This is a genomic window from Phragmitibacter flavus, from assembly GCF_005780165.1.
GTDB lineage: Bacteria > Verrucomicrobiota > Verrucomicrobiia > Verrucomicrobiales > Verrucomicrobiaceae > Phragmitibacter > Phragmitibacter flavus.
In genome coordinates this window covers 385,082-400,603 of the sequence record NZ_VAUV01000001.1, presented here as the reverse complement: position 1 = coordinate 400,603, position 15,522 = coordinate 385,082, and the positions used below count along the sequence as shown (strand labels likewise).

The 15,522-nt window shown below is 56.3% G+C and carries 13 protein-coding genes and 1 tRNA gene; 7 read left to right on the top strand and 7 right to left on the bottom strand.

Going from position 1 to position 15,522, the window contains the following annotated elements:
• Positions 1–14: 14 nt before the first annotated feature.
• The 4 genes from FEM03_RS01675 to FEM03_RS01660 all read right to left on the bottom strand — a co-directional run bounded on the left by FEM03_RS01675 (position 15) and on the right by FEM03_RS01660 (position 4,336).
• The gene (locus FEM03_RS01675; RefSeq protein ID WP_138084430.1) at positions 15–2,207 is read right to left on the bottom strand and encodes a GumC family protein; all 2,193 of its coding nucleotides are present in this window, start codon (positions 2,205–2,207) and stop codon (positions 15–17) included.
• 75 nt (positions 2,208–2,282) lie between these two features.
• Positions 2,283–3,506 carry a DUF5777 family beta-barrel protein gene (locus FEM03_RS01670; RefSeq protein WP_138084429.1) on the bottom strand — a complete coding sequence of 408 codons (1,224 nt, stop codon included), beginning with the start codon at positions 3,504–3,506 and terminating at the stop codon, positions 2,283–2,285.
• A 40-nt stretch (positions 3,507–3,546) separates the two neighbouring features.
• Complete coding sequence (locus FEM03_RS01665) at positions 3,547–4,191, bottom strand: hypothetical protein (protein ID WP_138084428.1); 645 nt, start codon at positions 4,189–4,191, stop codon at positions 3,547–3,549.
• 71 nt (positions 4,192–4,262) lie between these two features.
• A tRNA-Gly gene (locus tag FEM03_RS01660) sits at positions 4,263–4,336 on the bottom strand.
• A 349-nt stretch (positions 4,337–4,685) separates the two neighbouring features.
• Between FEM03_RS01660 and FEM03_RS01655 the strand changes: the two genes are divergently transcribed.
• On the top strand, positions 4,686–5,531 hold the full coding sequence (locus FEM03_RS01655; protein ID WP_138084427.1) for a transglutaminase-like domain-containing protein: 846 nt from the start codon (positions 4,686–4,688) through the stop codon (positions 5,529–5,531).
• Positions 5,532–5,541: 10 nt separating this feature from the next.
• Here the strand turns inward: FEM03_RS01655 and FEM03_RS01650 are convergent, their stop codons facing one another.
• On the bottom strand, positions 5,542–6,669 hold the full coding sequence (locus tag FEM03_RS01650) for an aldo/keto reductase (RefSeq protein ID WP_138084426.1): 1,128 nt from the start codon (positions 6,667–6,669) through the stop codon (positions 5,542–5,544).
• 133 nt (positions 6,670–6,802) lie between these two features.
• Between FEM03_RS01650 and FEM03_RS01645 the strand changes: the two genes are divergently transcribed.
• The 5 genes from FEM03_RS01645 (at position 6,803) to FEM03_RS01625 (ending at position 10,359) form a co-directional block, all read left to right on the top strand.
• Positions 6,803–7,471 (top strand): YwaF family protein, encoded by a 669-nt coding sequence (locus tag FEM03_RS01645; RefSeq protein WP_166442539.1) that lies wholly within the window; start codon positions 6,803–6,805, stop codon positions 7,469–7,471.
• 60 nt (positions 7,472–7,531) lie between these two features.
• On the top strand, positions 7,532–8,269 hold the full coding sequence (pyrH, locus tag FEM03_RS01640; RefSeq protein WP_138084424.1) for a UMP kinase: 738 nt from the start codon (positions 7,532–7,534) through the stop codon (positions 8,267–8,269).
• Between the two features lie 48 nt (positions 8,270–8,317).
• Positions 8,318–8,884, top strand: coding sequence for a ribosome recycling factor (gene frr, locus FEM03_RS01635; RefSeq protein ID WP_138084423.1), 567 nt, complete (start codon positions 8,318–8,320; stop codon positions 8,882–8,884).
• 21 nt (positions 8,885–8,905) lie between these two features.
• Positions 8,906–9,583, top strand: coding sequence for an acyltransferase (locus FEM03_RS01630; RefSeq protein WP_138084422.1), 678 nt, complete (start codon positions 8,906–8,908; stop codon positions 9,581–9,583).
• A gap of 83 nt (positions 9,584–9,666) precedes the next feature.
• Positions 9,667–10,359 carry a hypothetical protein gene (locus tag FEM03_RS01625; RefSeq protein WP_138084421.1) on the top strand — a complete coding sequence of 231 codons (693 nt, stop codon included), beginning with the start codon at positions 9,667–9,669 and terminating at the stop codon, positions 10,357–10,359.
• A gap of 159 nt (positions 10,360–10,518) precedes the next feature.
• Here the strand turns inward: FEM03_RS01625 and FEM03_RS01620 are convergent, their stop codons facing one another.
• Complete coding sequence (locus tag FEM03_RS01620) at positions 10,519–11,505, bottom strand: 2-hydroxyacid dehydrogenase (RefSeq protein WP_138084420.1); 987 nt, start codon at positions 11,503–11,505, stop codon at positions 10,519–10,521.
• A 750-nt stretch (positions 11,506–12,255) separates the two neighbouring features.
• Here FEM03_RS01620 and FEM03_RS01615 point away from each other — a divergent pair.
• Positions 12,256–14,517, top strand: coding sequence for a TonB-dependent receptor family protein (locus FEM03_RS01615; protein WP_206170792.1), 2,262 nt, complete (start codon positions 12,256–12,258; stop codon positions 14,515–14,517).
• A gap of 132 nt (positions 14,518–14,649) precedes the next feature.
• Here FEM03_RS01615 and FEM03_RS01610 read toward each other — a convergent pair whose 3' ends face one another.
• Entirely contained in the window at positions 14,650–15,438 is a 789-nt protein-coding gene (locus tag FEM03_RS01610; RefSeq protein ID WP_166442538.1) for a PEP-CTERM sorting domain-containing protein, read from the bottom strand.
• Positions 15,439–15,522 lie beyond the last annotated feature (84 nt).

The following is a 15,522-nucleotide window of genomic DNA, read 5'->3' as shown; positions in this document are numbered from 1 at the left end:
AAGATTGAGTTCGATCAAAAGGCGTCCTGGTAGGAAGTGCGGTTTTTCTCGGACTTGGGAGATTGCAAGCTGGCCAGAGTTTTTTGGGGAGCATTCGCCACTGGCTGACGGTCTTTTTTCCCTCGCTGGTCCGAGTTGTAGTAGGTGTAGTAGCTGGTGTAGTAGCCGTAGGTGTTGTCGCTGTGAATGTCGACGTTGTTCAGCACGACCCCGACGACGTCTCCGCCAACAGCATCGACGGAATGTTTGACCCGCTGCAGCATGTGCCGCGGCAGTTTGCGATGCTGGACGACGAGGAGGGTGAGGTCGGCCTCTGCGGCAAGCACACTGGCGTCGCTGACGCCAAGAATCGGCGGGGAGTCGATAAGCACGATGTCGAAACGGCTTTTGACGTCATCGAGCAACTGGCGGAAGCGTGGGGAGTTGAGCATCCCTGAGCTGTCGGCCGGCATGAGGCCGCTGGGCATGAGGAAGAGATTTTCGATGGGGGTTTCGAGCACCACCTCTTCCAGCTCCATCGGACTGCTGAGGTAGGTGGTGAGGCCAACATCATTGGTCACATCAAAAAACGTGTGCATGCGCGGGCGGCGAAGGTCACCGTCGATGATCAGCGTGTTGTATCCGCCCTGGGCACAAACCGTGGCGAGGTTGACCATGGTGGTGCTTTTCCCTTCGCTGGAGCCACCGCTGACCACGCTGATGACATTGGCATCGGGTCTTTTGCGGTTGAATTCGATGTTCGTTCGTAAGATGCGGTAGGCTTCGGCATCGGGATTGAGACCGGTGGTGCGATGAAGGGCACCGACATTTTTTGGAATCACGGCGAGCACGGGAACCCCGAGAAGGCGTTCGACTTCGTCGATGCTTTTGACGGTGGTATCGAGGTATTCCAGGAAGAAAGCCAAGCCAAAGCCGAACATGAGTCCAACCACGGCACCGAGGGCAAGATTGACTTTGACGTTGGGTTTGGCGGGAGCAGTTTCCGGTTCGTCGGCGGATTTGTGGATGGTGAACGGGGTGGCCGGAATGTCGCGTTCGATCTGCTGCTGGGCAAGGGTGTCGCGGAGCTTCCAGAGATCCCGGTTGAGACCTTCCCACTCTTCCTTGGCATGAAGGTATTCCTGGTTGTTGGTGTCGGCCTCAAGAGATTTGGAGCGCTGTTCCTGATAGGTTTTTTGAGCTTCAGCGAGTTGTCTCTCCCCCGTGGTGATGCGAAAGGCGAGGTTGTTGCGGTAGTCGTTGGCGGCATCAAGGAGGAGCGTTCGGGCGGTTTCAATCTCCTTCCCGAGGCTGATCATGGTAGGGTGTTTGGGTCCGAGTCCAGAGCCAGCGACGCTTTCCTGTCTCATCAGCAATCCCTGGTAAGCGGGTCCGATGGTGCGGATGGTTTCGTTCTCGACGCGAAGTTCACCAGCTTGGCGGATGAGGGCGTCACCGTCGAGGGTTTGTAACTGGCTGATCTGGGCGCGGAGGGACTGGATTTCATTGGTCAGTTTGTAAATGTCGCGTTCCCGGTCGATCAGCGTGGCGCTTTCAACAGTGTCGATGACATCCTGACCAGTAGCCCGGTTGTCTCCCGGCAGCTCGATGATACCAAGGTCCTTTTTGACGGCAAACATCTTGTTCCGGGCCTGCTGCGCGAGCTGCTCTTTGGCAGCAACCTGGATGTTGAATTCCTTGATAGAGTTATCGGCAAGGTCGCGGTCGACCTGGATGCGGGTCTCGCGGTAGCTTTCAGCGACGGCGTTGGCGATGTCCGCCGCAAGCTGTGGATCTTCGTCGTAATAAGTGATGTTGATGATCTCGCTTCTGGCACTGCTGTTGACCTCAAGGTGACCCTGAAGCCGACCGATGGCGAACTGGCGGCCATTGGCAGGGAGGCTCCACAGTTCAAGCAGCTTGAGTTTTTCGACCACCCGTTCGAGGGTTTTGGGCTTTTGAATGATTTCGAGCTGGGTCTTTAAGAAGCCGTCGCCGGCGAGATTGTTGTTCTGGTTGAGCTGGCCAAAGACGTTGGTGTCTTTGAGTTGCCTCTTGAGTTCGATTTCCACCACCGCCCGGTATTTTCTCGGCATGACATGCGTGATGACGGCGGCGGCGGCAAACACCAGCAGGAAGCATAAAAAGATGAGGCCCAGTCGATTCCGGATGATTTGCCAGTAATCGAGAGCGTGCTGCCGATGTTCTTGGGGAGGAGATGGGTTCATGGCTGGCGCTGCAACGCCGGGGGGGAGGTTTTCAGTTGTGGCGATGAAACTTGCTTGGCTTTTAGGCTTTTCCCGCTAGAACGTGGCGTTGAGGCCAACACTCAGGCGGTGACGATCATAATCGCGGAATTCTTGATCGGCTGCAAGTGTGGTGAAGCTGTAGTTGGCATCGAGGCTGAGATTTTGCCAGAAATTGTAGGTCAGACCAATGGAGGCGTTGAGTTCATCTTCGCTGGCTGAAGGAACATCCTCGCTCCCTTCGAAGTCACTGTGCACGTAATGAATGCCACTGTTGCCGCTGAGGCGACGCGTGAACTGGTGGGAAACCACCACCCCGGTGCGGTAGGAGTAGCGGGAATTAAACAGGCCAAGCTCGGAACCATCGTAACCAGCCTGAACGTGCCAGCGGAGGCTGGTCTTGCGGGAGATGGCGTAGTTGAGGGAGCCTTCCACATAAGGGGCAGTTTCGCTGGTGCGATCGCTTTGGTAAAGTTCTGCACCGGCGCGGACGCTGGCGGTAAGCCGGTCACTCCATGCCTGGTCCACACCGATGAGGACAAAATGGCTGGTGGAGTCGGGATTCACGTAATTTTCCCCGGCGATGCCTCGTGGCGAGCTGTCGTAATCGGTGAGGCGGAAACGATATTCCGCCGTCAGGGAAGTGCGGCGCGACAAGGCGTAACTGACTTGCTGGCTAAAGGTGTGGCTGAACCGGTCCTCCAAACCGGCCACGTCGTTATCATCGACATACTTGATGCCATCGACGGTGTAACCCGTGGTGGTGGAGACGCGGCGGGTCCAGGCGTAGGCGAGCGTGGTGTTGTTGTAACCGTAGATGTATTGGCCGGCCCGACGACCGGTGGTGACGCCGGCACCGTAATCAGGCTCAATCTCGTAGGTGGCGTAAAAGTTGTTGCCGACCGTCAGGCGGCGCGAGATTTGATGGCTGATGTTGAAAGAAACGCGCGTGTTGTAGAAAGTGTCCTCACCGCGCTCGACGGAATCAAGGTAATGCGTGACGCCGAGGTCAACGCCAACGTTCCATGGGGTCACCCGATGATTGTTGCCATAACGAAGGCCGATGCCGGATTGGAGGAAATAGCTTTCCACGTCTTCCTGACCGGCGCTGGAGTATTTGATATTGTCGTAACCAGCGCGCACCGACGTGCTGACGGAGAAAGGGATATTGGCCTCGTAATCCACGCTTTGGGTCAGGCCGAGCAACCCCTGAGCAAATGCGGTGCCCGAGACCGTCAAGACGGTCATGGCCAGGAGCGCGCGGGGGAAAGATTTTTGCATGAAAGATCGAGGGGGCGGTTAAAGGGCGATCTTCGGTGGGTTAAGGGCGGATGCAGACGCAGGAGGGGGATTGCGGATCACTGTCCTTCGGGGGATGTTCCCGGATAATGACACGGGGTGGTTCCTCTTTGACGATGATGGTCTCGATCACTTCGGGATCGCCGAAATAGACGCCGCCGGAACCGGGTTGAATGAGATAAACACCGCGAATGTCGGGAGGAATGAAACGGTAGTCGTCGCCAGTGGCCAAGAGAGGGGCGGCTTCCATCACCCCTTTTTCACTGAAAATTGGCGTAACATCCTTGCCGTCTTTGCCACTTCGCACGACCTCCTGAACGTCTTTGCCACTCACTTTGACATCACCTGCGCGCTCAGCGGCGATGGCGGCGATGCATATTTCAATCATTTTCGCTTTGCCAGGTGCCGCATCCAGGGCGGTAAGCATGATCTGACGCGTCAGATCCGCATCGGCCTGTGTGGCAAGGATTGCCGCCTTGATGATTTCACAAACGCAGTCCTGACTGGCGAGAATATTTTCTTCGACGATGAGGAGCACCTTGTCCGGTTCCGCAGTCACTGCGGTTTGCACCTCTTTGAAGATTGGATCACACTTGGTGACGGTGGATTTGATCTCAGCCCCAGTGGGTTGACTCTGATCCGCCTCCAACGGCGTCGCGATGGCCATCGCAACGGAAAGCAAACCCAATATGCATGAGGGTGAAAAATTCATAGCCGGGGGGGGTTATTTTGAATCGATGGAGCGGGCAACGGGAATCGAACCCGTCTAATCAGCTTGGAAGGCTGGAGCATTACCACTATGCTATGCCCGCGCTTTTCGATTTACAATAAACACTAAAAAAATATTCTCCGGCAATCATCAACGAACAAATTTTGATCAACTAGTCAATCTCATTGGCCATCGCTGAGTGTCAGTTTAGCGAATTCCCAAGAAACTCTGAGGCCTCCGCTGGGGGAAAAGCTAGCATTAAGGCCATGACATGCAAGCGACGAATCGCGGAATGTCATCACTTTGAATGAACTGAATGCAGTTTTTTTGAAAATTTGTCTCATGCGAAGACCGCTTCCTGAAAAAAGCGGGTTCGCCTGACCCATGGAGCAAATATTTCTACATGGTGAAGTGACTTGCCGCAGGGCGTTGCGTTTGCTATTTATTTACTTGTGCAAAGCACCACACCTCAACTCCGCCATTTGCTGAAATTGCTGGATGACGACAATCCGGTGGTTCGCTCCGCCGTTCGCAGCCGATTGACTTCCATGCGCAGGGAATTGCCCGAGGAATTGCTGGCCTTGGGAGAACCTTTGGATGACGAACAGCAACGCCTGCTTAGTGAGTTGCTGGCCCCCGGTTGCTGGGAGGAGTTGGAGGAGACCTGGTTGTCGTGGCGCTGGCTTTCCTCTCCCGAGGCACAATTGGAAGATGCACTGGGTCAGATTTCCACCTTTTTGAGCGGATGGGCCACGCAGGCTGAGGAGATGGGACGGAAACTGGACTCGCTGGCGGCATCTGCACTGCGCTCTGGAGTCGGAAGCGACCCACGATTGCTGGCAGAATATCTGTTTGCGGGGCGTGGTCAAGACGCGCGGTTGCGCGGCAACACGAAGGAATATTATGCGGCCCACAACAGCAACTTGTTGTGGGTGCTGGAGAATGGACTAGGAAATCCGCTGTCGATGTGCGCGGTCTACATCCTCGTGGGCAAACGCCTCGGGGTGCCGATTCAAGGTTGCAATTTCCCCGGCCATTTCCTCGCCCGTGTCACTCATGAGGGGCAGACCTGGCTGGTGGATTGTTTCAATCGCGGTCGGTTCATGCTGGCGGAAGACGTGGCAAGGCACCATCCGGCAGCCAATCCGGCGATGGAGGAGCTGATCCATGAATCGGCAACCGTCAATACCATGATCGGGCGGGTCTTGCGCAATCTGGATGAAGCGTGCGAACGCGAGGGAAATATGACCCAGCGGCACGTGGTGCGCCGCCTGCTGATGAAGCTGATGGACAGCTGACCGTTTTATTTCACCAGGCCCAGGAATTGCCAAGATTCCAGCGACCGGCGACGGCCAGCAGTTCGTCGCGGATCGCCCATTCGTCGGGACGTGGATCAGTGCCGATGTGACGCTCGCTGGCACCTTTAAGCTTCATGCAACCGGTGTTGTCTCCGATGGAATTGATAAAAGCGATGTCCTCGGGAGTAAGCGGATTGGTTTCCGGGAGCCCGGCAAGTTCGGCGACCTTGTCATTGATCGGTTTTGCGCCTTCGTAGGCTTCCTGAACGAGGGTGGGGACAACGCTTTTGACACTGTCTTGAGCGAGATCCCAAAAACTGGCGAGCTGCAACATGGTGAGACCATGCTTTTCGGCAATCGGACGAAGTTTTTCTAGTTTTTCGCAGCCGTGTTCGATCCAGTCGGGACCCCGGTAGGTGCGGTGATCGCCGTCACGGAAGTGGTGACCGGGTTTGACGTCGTCATGGAAGATGCCTCCGTAGTCGACCACGCGGGCGATGACGTCGATGTCGTGTTTTTTTGCGGCGGGCAGGGCGAGGGTGCCGGGCCAGGGTTCGAAAGGGTTGAGGATGAGCATCGCCCAGTCGATATCGGCTCCGAATTTTTCAAAACAGTCGATGATGTCGAGGGTGAAGCCGTTGGCGGGGCCCGGCGCGAGGCCGAGTCGCTGGGTGAGACCGAGTTGTTTGAGTTCGCGAAGACCATCCCAGACGGTTTCGCTGGTGTAGCCGGTGACGTCAGGATTGTGTAGCATGACCAGATCAAAATGGCTGGCCTGGCAGCGTTCGAGGGATTTCTCGCAGGCCATTTTCAGATAGGAAGAGTAGTCAGAGGGTTCGCGCAGGCCGGGTTCGGTGAAACGAGGATACCCTTTGGCTCCGGCGCGAACACCGCCGTAGAAATCGTGACCAAGCAGGCCAACCAGGCAATAGCTGTCTCGCGGTGCATCTTTGAGGGCTTCGCCGAGCATGGAGTCGGCACGGCCAGCGCCGTAGACGTCGGAGCTGACGAAGGTGCGGATGCCTTGTTCGTAGGAGTGGCGGATGAGGTCGAGGAATTGCGTTTCGTCGAGTTGTTCGCCGAAGTGCATAAAGCGGCCCCCGTTCCAGGTGCCAAAAGCGGTGCGTGTGAGGTTCATGTTGGGATAAAATACGGAGGAAGGGCGCGTGGTCAAAGCGCAAGGTTTGACAAAGGCCGCTTGTATTTTGTGCGGCTGATGCCTGAATGCGCCGATGCCAGCGGTGACCTCCAGTGTAGATCCCTTCCTTTTTATGGGCACGTCCCATCTCGCCGCCCTGGCGGTGGGGTTGGTGGTGGCGGTGCTGATGATCGGAGTGGCGAGGCGTGGACCGGCCCAGCTGGCACGGGCGATGGAGTTGACGCTGGGGGTGCTGTTGCTCTCCATGTGGCCGCTGCATCAGTGGTTTTATCTTTCGACAGGGACAGGAAATGTAGACAATCTTTATCCGCTGCATCTTTGCGACATTGCCGCCTTGCTGGGCGCACTGGCTCTGTTCACCCATCACCGAGGCATCGGCGAGTTTCTGTATTTTTGGGGTCTGGCAGGCACCTTGCAGGGGGTGATCACCCCGGCGTTGACGCTGGATTTTCCCAGTCCGCGCTACTTTATGTTTTTCATCATCCATCTGGGCGTGGTGATTGCGGCCTTGTATGTGGTGCTGGGATTGAGGCAGGTGCCGAGAGCATCGGCGAAGTGGAAAGCGTGGCTGGGCATCAACATCTATGCGGTGGTCGTCGGCGGATTTAATGCGCTGGTGGGATCGAACTACGGATTCCTGTGTCGTAAACCGCCTACCGCGAGCCTTTTCGATGCACTCGGACCGTGGCCCTGGTATGTGGTGGTGGCCTCGCTGCTGTCGATGGTGATCTTTTTGCTGCTCGATCTTCCATTTGTGAAAAGCCGCCGCAGCCTGCGCTGAACGAGGATTTATCTTTGCAAGTTTTGCACACTCATGTTTGATGGGCTAACTACAGCCACAATGCCAGACGACGAAAACGACGGGAAACGACAATTCAAGCGTGTTCTATTGAAGCTCAGCGGCGAGGCGCTGCGTGAGCCGGGCAGCCACGACAACATCAGCCCACCCATTGTGGAGAGCATCGCAGAGCAGATCAAAGCGGCGCATCAAGAAGGTTTGGAAATCGCTTTGGTGGTCGGAGGCGGCAACTTTTGGCGTGGAGTAAGTGCCAGCAATCGCGGCATGGAACGTGCCACGGCCGATTATATGGGCATGCTCGCCACGGTGATGAATTCTTTGGCAGTGCAATCGATGCTGGAGGCGATGGACGTGCCGACGCGCGTGCAAAGCGCCATCAAAATGGACAACGTCGCCGAGCCGTTCATCCGCCGCAAAGCCACCCGACATCTCGAACTTGGTCGTGTGGTCATTTTCGCCGCAGGAACCGGCAACCCATTTTTCTCCACCGATACGACCGCCGCGCTGCGCGCCAGCGAAGTGAGTGCAGACGTCGTGCTGAAGGCCACCAAGGTCGATGGCATCTACGACAGCGATCCCAACAAAAATCCCGACGCGGTGCGCTACGACAAGATCACTTACATGGAGGCGATTACCCGTCGGCTTCAGGTGATGGACTCCACGGCGTTCAGCCTCTGTCAGGAAAACAATACCCCCATCGTGGTGTTCTCCATGAACGAGCCTGGCAACATTTACCGTGCGCTCACGGGCGAACCCATCGGCACGATTGTCACCAATTGATCCCCTCTGCTGACGCACGTCCTATCCGACCATCCACTCCTATTTCCCATGCCTCTCGAAACCGCTCTTCTTACTGCTGACGACGCCATGACCAAGGCCGTCGAATACGCCATTCACGAATTTTCCGCCGTGCGCACCGGCAAAGCCTCGCCGGCACTGGTGGAGAACGTCGACATCCACGTGCACAGCTACGGCAGCACCATGAAACTCAAGCAACTGGCTATGATCTCCACGCCGGAACCGCGCCTGATTCGCATTGAACCCTTTGACGGAGCCACCTTGAAGGACATCGAACGGGGCATCAATTCGTCCAACATCGGATTGAATCCTTCGGTGGAAGGAAAAGTCATCCGACTTCCGGTGCCGGAGCTCTCCACTGAGCGTCGTCAGCAAATGGTGAAAACCATCAAGGGCATGGCCGAAGAAGCTCGGGTGCGTGTCCGATCCGTGCGACGCGACACGATTGAAGAACTGAAAAAATTGCAAAAAGCCGGCACCATCACGGAAGACGATTTGCATCGCTCTGAAAAAGAAGTGCAGACGATGACCGACAAAAAGATTGCTGAGATTGACCAGCACGTGGCTTCCAAGGAAAAGGAAATCACGACGGTTTGATTTAGGTGACGGAACCCTGACGTGAAACCTTCAGACTACCTCGACTTCAGCCACACGCGGCACGCGGCGTTGTTTGTTGAGGGAGAGCCGGTTTGGAGCGTGCTTGCCAAAATTGGCGACTACTTGAAGGAAAATCTGCAACCTGCCATCCTCGGCGAGGTCTCAGAGAAGGCGACGGTTGGCCCTGACGTCTTTATTGGTGAAGGCACCGTCGTTGAGCCCGGTGCAGTGATCAAGGGTCCTGCATGGATCGGCAAAAACTGTGTTGTTCGGAGCGGTGCTTACGTCCGCGAAAACGTCATCACCGGCGATGGCTGCACGCTGGGCAACTCCTGTGAGTTCAAAAATTGTGTGTTGTTCGATAACGCCGAAGTGCCGCATTTTAACTATGTCGGCGACGCAATCCTTGGCTACAAAGCCCATCTCGGGGCGGGGGTGATCCTCTCCAACGTGCGACTCGATCGCGGAGAAGTCGTGCTGCAAATCGATGGTGAACGCGTCGGCACGGGGTTAAAAAAATTCAGCGCGGTGATCGGTGATCATGCCGAGATCGGCTGCAACAGCGTCATCAGCCCCGGTTCGTTGATCGGCCCCCACTGCATCGTCTATCCTTGTGTCAGCTTCAGTGGCGTCTTGCCAGCCAGCAGCATCTTGAAGTTGCGTCAGGAGCACGTGATTGTGCCACGGCGCTCGGCTTGAGACAATCAATCAGATCAGGGTGCTGCCTGACCTTGGGGTAGCGTCACGCGCAAACTGGGCTCATGGGACGATTTGAATCTACCATGACCGAAGAACCATCGATTCAACCCATTGCCGAAAATCTGTGGCTGATCGCCTATCCGCTGAAAATGCTGGGTGCTGATCTGCGTCGCAACGTGACCATCGTCCGGTTGAGTTCGGGCAAGTTGCTGATCCATTCCACCGCTCCATTTTCCGCCGATGTCACGGCCGCCATCAAAGAACTTGGAGAACCGGGCTGGTTGCTGGATGGCATCCTTCGGCACGACACTTTTGCTGAAGAGGGGCGCACGGCGTTCCCCGATATTCCATATCTGGCCCCCGAGGGTTTTTCGGAGGTGGTGGGCTTTCCCACTCTCCCGATCATTCCGGCTCCAATGGAATGGAATGAGGAGCTGGTTGCTTTGGAGATCGCAGGCGCACCCGATGCCCGGGACACCGCATTGCTGCACGTGCCAAGCAGAACGCTGATTTTGACCGAACTGATTTTTAATTTCCATGATGACGAACCGCTTTGGACCGAGCTGCTGCTCAAGGTGGCAGTCGGTGGCGAGCATGCTCCAGGCGTGCCGCGTCCAGTGAAGCATGGGGTCAAAGACGAGGCTGCGTTCAAGAATTCCCTAGAGACGATTTTGTTGTGGGACTTTGACCGCATCATCATGGGTCACGGCGATGTAATCGAGACCGATGGCAAATCGAAGCTGCGCGCAGCTTTGGAAGCAGCGGAGTTTTGTTGAATCTGCGCATCGAAATTTGGGAGCACACGCATCTTGTGGATGGCGTTCTCGGCATCTTGCCGAGAACCCGGACGCGAAGCGCCTCAGCCGATCACCCAGAGTTTTTCGCAAGATGCGAAGCCGCGAAGCGATCCGTATGCTCCCCTTCCAAATCCTTGCTCAGAGCGCATTCGCACACTCGCCATCGCTTTCCATCGAAGCGAGATTGCCCATGGTTACTTCGGCGATTTGGGTGAGCGCTTCATTTGTGAAAAATGCCTGATGGCCTGTGATCAGCACATTGGGGAACGTCGTCAAACGCATGAACACATCGTCACCGATGATCTCATGCGAGTGATCACTGAAGAACAGCTTTTCCTCCTCCTCATACACATCCAGCGCGAGTCCACCGATCACGCTGCTTTTGAGTCCTTCGATCAAGGCACGGGTATCAACAAGGGCACCGCGACCAGTGTTGACGATGAGCACGCCTTTCTTCAAAACGGCGAGCGTTTCTGAGTTGATTAAATGTCGCGTCGCATCCGTCAGCGGGCAATGCAGGCTGATTACATCACTCTGCGGAAGCGCGTCGTTGAGCGACACATAAGTGGCACCGAGCGCGCGCACATCCGGATGCTGGTAGTCATCCACCGCAAGCAGCCTGCAGCCAAAGCCGTGCATGATTTTTGCAAACACCGCTCCAATCCGACCCGTGCCGACGATGGTCACGGTTTTTCCCACCAGATCGAACCCCATCAAGCCGCTGAGTTCAAAGTTGCCTTCACGGACGCGATTGTAAGCCTTGTGCAGATGGCGGTTGAGCGCGAGCAGCAAGCCCACCGCATGTTCGGCCACTGCGTGGGGCGAATAAGCGGGAACACGGGCCAGTTGCAGTCTGCATTCTTTTGCATAAGCGACGTCCACCTGATTGAACCCCGCGCAACGGAGCGCCACATATTTTACCCCGTTGGCGACCAGGATGTCGATGACCTCACGGTTCATGCGGTCATTCACAAAAATGCACACCGCATCGTGATCCTTGGCAAGGGCGGCCGTGGTTTCGTCAAGCTGCGCTGGAACGAAAGTGAGCTGATGTTGGGAGTTCTGGTTGGAGGCATTGAGGAACTGCTCATCATAGCTCTTGCTGCTGAACACGAGGATTTTCATGGTGGGACCATAGGCGATGGACCGATAGACTTCCAACGGTCAATTGTGTCGGATGCTTCGTGGATTGTGGGCTAACCTGGTTTGGCAATGACAGGATAGCTGCCAACTACAAAAGAGATTGAGAAGCTCAAAATATTGGGCATCAGATGATTCATGAAAGCGATCCTGGCATTCACATCGATACTGTTTTTGGCGGCTTGTGGAACGAGCCAGCCAGCTTCGGAGAATGTCGATGGACGGGCTTCCTATACAACGGATCGACCAGAACCGGTGGTGACTGGAACCATGGGGGCATCCGTAACGGTCGGAAACCAGCCAAGGTTTGATCCAACGCGATACTGAATTGTCGCGCCGAAACTTTGTCCCGGCGGGACAACTCATAGCAGCCCGGGACAAGGTCCCGGGTGGCATTCCCGGTCAGCAAATGCGTCCTGATGGGACGCCTCATGCGCGTGCATTTTCAGGCGACCTCAATCCGCATGACTCATCCCAACTGAACGCTCACTCCTGCGGCTCCAAACCCGGCACCCAGTGCAGGGGCTTGATGAGTAGTGCGGGTAGGCTGGCGAAGGCTGTGAGCCCTATACACAGAAGGAAAAAAAGATTTTACTACTGCGACTCATTCGCATAGTCTGCGAACGCATGACAACCTCAACTCAACCCAAAACACGACGAACGAAGGTCAAAACCGCCCGTTCATTGGTGTGCCTGATGACGGGTTCCGCAAGCCTGATGCTTGTTGGAGCCACGATGGCACAAGAAGCACCAACCTCCTCCGAACCCGAAGTGCTTGCCCCGATCACGGTGGTCGGCCAAGTGGAAGACATTCCACGCATCGCCGGTTCGGCAGCACGATTGGATGCGGATGCGATTCAAACTCAAGATTACAGCAACCCTGCCCGCGTTCTCCAACAGGTGCCCGGGGTTTATGTTCGTGAGGAAGATGGCTTCGGCAACTTCCCCAACATCAGCCTGCGCGGTTCTGATCCAGGTCGCAGCACGAAACTCACGTTGATGGAAGACGGGATTATGATGGCACCGGCTCCCTACTCGGCTCCCGCCGCCTACTACTCCCCTCGGGTGGGCCGCATGAGCGGTGTGGAAATTCTCAAAGGTTCCAGCCAGGTGCGTTACGGCCCCCACAACACGGGCGGCGTCATCAACTACATCTCCACCCCATTCATCGCTCTTCCTCCCCGTGAGATGATTGAGCCGGTGGCCAGCGGCAAGGGCGTGAAGAATCCGAAGGCCCCCGTGGCAACGGTTTCCAACGAACCGCGCTCGGCTTCCGAGGGCTATTTGAAGTCCAGCTTCGGCTCTTACGAAACCTGGAAAAACCACGCCTGGTGGGGACATACCTTTGAAACCAGCATCGGCACCTGGGGTTATCTTTTGGAGTTCAATCACGAACAATCCGAAGGATTCCGCGACATCGACCAATACGGCGGTGATACCGGTTACCAGGTGTTTGAGCCCATCGTGAAATTGTTCTTCGAGCCGGATTCGGCGACGCCCCAGCGTTTTGAATTGCGTTTGGGCTACACCAATTTCGAAGCCGACGAAACCTACCTGGGTTTGAGCAATCGTGACTTTAACCGCAATCCGTTCCGCCGCTACGCCGCCACGGTGTTCGACAAGATCGAATCCGACCAGTTCCGCAGTTCGCTGAGTTACATCATCGAACCTACCGATGCGCTGCGTTGGGAAACGTCGGTGTATTACAATTACTTCGCCCGTTCCTGGTATAAGCTGCAGGACGTGAGCCTCGGCGATGGCAACATCAACCCCTCGGTCGCGGTCGGTTCCGGCAGCGGTGCGGCTTATGATCTGATCACCGGACGTGGCGCAGGTTCATGGCGCATTCGCGACAACAATCGCGAATACCAGGCCTTCGGCATCCAAAGCCGGCTGGACTGGGATTTCGTGACGGGTCCGATTGAGCACACCCTCACCTTTGGGGCACGCCTCCATTATGACGAAGAACGTCGATTCCATCGCGATGACCGCGTGGCCCTGAACGCCAGCGGCAACATCACCGGCATCAGCCGCGGCAAACAAGGCGCTTCTGACAACCGTCAGGATGACGTGCTTGCCCTGGCGCTTTACCTCGAAGACGAAATGAAAGTCGGAGCATTGACGATCAAACCTGGCATCCGCTGGGAACACTTGTGGATGAACGCGGAAAACTACAATGCCGGCACCTCCGGCAGCGGTGAACTCGACGTGGTCGCCCCTGGCATTGGTCTGGTCTATGACTTCACCGAAAGCGTTTCGGCATTTGCCGGGTATTATCGCGGGTTCTCCACCCCGGGCGCTGGCGGCTTGATCAACGATGGTCAGGACGTGGAAATCTCCGATGGTTATGAAGTGGGTCTCCGCTACTACACCCCGGAACTTCAGGCGGAATTGATCGGTTTCTACACCAAACACAAGGACTTGGTAGTGCCTGATTTCATCGGTGCTTCCGGTTCTTCGGATTCCGTCAATGCGGGCGATGTGGAAGCCTTGGGTCTGGAAGCGGCGCTGCGCTATGATCCGCTTGCCAACTCCGGCACCGACTGGCGTTTGCCACTGCGAGCAGCGGTCACCTTGACCAATGCCGAACTGACCTCCGACACTCCATCGGCTGATGCGGAAAGCATCTTCAGCGGCGGACGTGACGGCAACAAAGTTCCCTACATTCCTGAATACAACATTGCCGTGGGTGTGGGTGTGGAATACCGCAACTTTGGTTTTTATGTGAACGGCACTTACACGCCTGAAACGTTTGCCACTGCGAGCAACACCAGCCGCCCGTTGAACACTGATGGCAATGCCGATGCACGCTTTGGCGAAATCGACGAAGCCTTCCTGGTGGACATCAACGTCAAGTATCAGGTGACCGAAAACGTTCGCCTGTTCGGCGGCGTATCGAACGTGTTTGGCGAAGAATACATCGTCAGCCGCATTCCGTATGGTCCACGTGCCGGCGCTCCGCGCATGTGGTATGGCGGCGTTGAGTTCCGCTTCTAATTCAAGGAGTCATTAACAACGGCGCCACCACATGGCGCTGAAAGTTTCCCCGGATCAGGGCCATCCTGATTCGGGGATTTTTATGTCAGCCAATCAGGAGTGCGCCCGCCTCCCCGGTTGGTATGAAAGCCATTAACGCCGGCGCGAACGGCGCAGGACGCAGATCCCCAAAGCGAGGGCGAGCAGAGAGATGCGTCCCGGTTCGGGAACCACGGCAAGGGTGCCGTAGGTGTAGGCGAACGTTGTGATGCCGGAGTCAGACCGAAAAGCGATGTTGTTGAAGCTAAGAATGTTATCAGCAGGCACACCAGCGTTGGTGAAAGTGTAGGAGAAGCTCTCGCCGGTAGTGAGATTGGAATAAACGTAATCGATCTCGTTGCTGATGGCATTGAGGTAAATGCCAACGCTGAGGATGTCGCCGGCTGTGGGGACGGCAAGCGTGGTATTGTTGGGAACCGTTGAGCCAACAGGGAAGCTGCTGGTGGTGTCGTCCGGGTAGCGATGCTGATAACGGAGGCCTCGCGCCCAACTGGAGGTGGTAGGTCCGTTTTGAAAGATGCCGTTGTTGGGGCTGCCCCATCCGCTCCACAGACCGCCCATTTGGTTTTGCACATCGAAGTTGGCGGTGCCGGGGGCGGTGAAAGTATAGGTATAGTAAGCTCCTTCGATCACATTGGGATTGTTCATGGTGGTGTCGCCGAAACCGGGAGCGGAACGGTTGACGGTGATGGCGGCAAAGTTGACGGTGCCGCTCGCCTGAGTTTGGCTGGCTGGCGGTGGGGCAATGGTGAGGGTGGCGGTGCCGCTGCCGACTTGGTTCAACACATAGGCAGCATCAACTTCGCGCGGCAGCAGACCTGCGCTCAACGAAAGAAGCAAGGTGACCAACATCACCGCAGAATGAGCCAGAGGAGACTTCATGAACCAAGTGAACATGAAAGCCGTTCACTTGGCAAACCTATTTGAGGTTGGGAGCGGGCGCGGGGGCGGGGGCAAAGTGATCTG

Excerpts from the sequence above, each read along its gene's own strand:
- FEM03_RS01675 (WP_138084430.1), bottom strand. The coding sequence starts at position 2,207 with ATGAACCCATCTCCTCCCCAAGAACATCGGCAGCACGCTCTCGATTAC.
- FEM03_RS01670 (WP_138084429.1), bottom strand. The coding sequence starts at position 3,506 with ATGCAAAAATCTTTCCCCCGCGCGCTCCTGGCCATGACCGTCTTGACG.
- FEM03_RS01665 (WP_138084428.1), bottom strand. The coding sequence starts at position 4,191 with ATGGCCATCGCGACGCCGTTGGAGGCGGATCAGAGTCAACCCACTGGG.
- FEM03_RS01650 (WP_138084426.1), bottom strand. The coding sequence starts at position 6,669 with ATGAACCTCACACGCACCGCTTTTGGCACCTGGAACGGGGGCCGCTTT.
- FEM03_RS01645 (WP_166442539.1), top strand. The coding sequence starts at position 6,803 with ATGGGCACGTCCCATCTCGCCGCCCTGGCGGTGGGGTTGGTGGTGGCG.
- pyrH (WP_138084424.1), top strand. The coding sequence starts at position 7,532 with ATGCCAGACGACGAAAACGACGGGAAACGACAATTCAAGCGTGTTCTA.
- frr (WP_138084423.1), top strand. The coding sequence starts at position 8,318 with ATGCCTCTCGAAACCGCTCTTCTTACTGCTGACGACGCCATGACCAAG.
- FEM03_RS01625 (WP_138084421.1), top strand. The coding sequence starts at position 9,667 with ATGACCGAAGAACCATCGATTCAACCCATTGCCGAAAATCTGTGGCTG.
- FEM03_RS01620 (WP_138084420.1), bottom strand. The coding sequence starts at position 11,505 with ATGAAAATCCTCGTGTTCAGCAGCAAGAGCTATGATGAGCAGTTCCTC.
- FEM03_RS01615 (WP_206170792.1), top strand. The coding sequence starts at position 12,256 with ATGGCACAAGAAGCACCAACCTCCTCCGAACCCGAAGTGCTTGCCCCG.
- FEM03_RS01610 (WP_166442538.1), bottom strand. The coding sequence starts at position 15,438 with ATGAAGTCTCCTCTGGCTCATTCTGCGGTGATGTTGGTCACCTTGCTT.